The 1,177-nt window shown below is 45.5% G+C and carries 2 protein-coding genes; both read right to left on the reverse strand.

Annotated elements, in window-relative coordinates; all coding sequences use genetic code 11:
- On the reverse strand, positions 1-608 hold a 608-nt coding region (locus RH89_RS15410), incomplete at its 3' end, for a YHYH protein (RefSeq protein ID WP_004403888.1).
- Positions 609-710: 102 nt separating this feature from the next.
- Positions 711-1,163 (reverse strand): Lrp/AsnC family transcriptional regulator, encoded by a 453-nt coding sequence (locus tag RH89_RS15415; protein ID WP_038146303.1) that lies wholly within the window; start codon positions 1,161-1,163, stop codon positions 711-713.
- Positions 1,164-1,177: the final 14 nt, after the last annotated feature.

The raw sequence follows: 1,177 nt of genomic DNA on the forward strand, positions 1-1,177 counted from the left end.
GTCGGCTGAACATGCGCATTATGCTGATCAGTGCCAAAGCCATTCAGGCTAGACATAGGATCGTATCGCCATGGGTTGTTAATTTCGCTTTGCCCACAACCGATCTTTTCCCGTCCTAGAGGTTCGCTGCCAACGGCATAACAAGCAGCAGCCAACATATCGACGTTGACTCCATTTAGAAATACACCTTCGGAAATCGACATACTCAATGCAGTGGTAGAGGTCGCGAAACTTGGGTTAGCCGTGATCTCATAGTCGGAATCCTGCTCGCTCACATTGGTCGCAAACGACGCAGACTGATCATTAAAATCGTGATTAGGAATGTGATTACTCTCAATCACACATTTGTTGCCTGCCGAAGAGATGCTGACAGAGCCATTGAACGCGAGGGAGCGCTGAATATCCATCACGCTGGAGGTAAGGGAACCAATGTAGTCTAAGCAATCACCAGAAAGGGAAGTAAAATTGTAGTTGGTGATATTGCCATCCTGAGGTAAACCGGATGAGCTGTTGTTGATATTGGATGGAGAAGCAGAATCTGAGTCTGAACTGCCGCCGTTGCACCCGACGAGTGTGGAGGTAAGCATCACTGCGTAAATCAATTTCATCTTTTTCCCTTACTGAATCTAAACCTTATTAATCAGTTTAGACAGAGAGTTAATGAAATCGAGGTCCTTTACGCAGCTTTACATCGATTGACTAAGCTTGACCTATACAGGTAGGGCTGTGGTGTACTTTAAGGATTCCATCGCGAATGTTGAGGTTACATTTGTAATGCCATCAACACTGTTAACGAGCCGCTTATAAAAGCTATCAAAGGTTTTCATATCTTCAACCAGAACCCGCATCATGTAATCGTATTCGCCTGCCATGCGGTAGAATTCCATCACTTCAGGAAATTCAGATACGGTTTCCACAAATGTGCTGTACCACTCATGAGAGTGGTCGCTGGTTTTCACCAACACAAACGCCGTAAAGCAAAGACCTAGCTTTTCTGGGTTAAGCAACGCGACCCTTTTGTCGATAAACCCTTCTTCCTCCAAACGCTTGAGCCTTTTCCAACAAGGTGTTGTCGTCAAATGGACTTTCTCTGCCAGTTCGTTTAATGACAACGTGGAATCTTGCTGCAACAGGATAAGAAGCTCCCTGTCGATTCTGTCCAGTGATGGTTTGCTCA

It is taken from the genome of Vibrio nigripulchritudo ATCC 27043, from assembly GCF_000222685.1.
GTDB classification, from domain to species: Bacteria; Pseudomonadota; Gammaproteobacteria; order Enterobacterales; family Vibrionaceae; genus Vibrio; species Vibrio nigripulchritudo.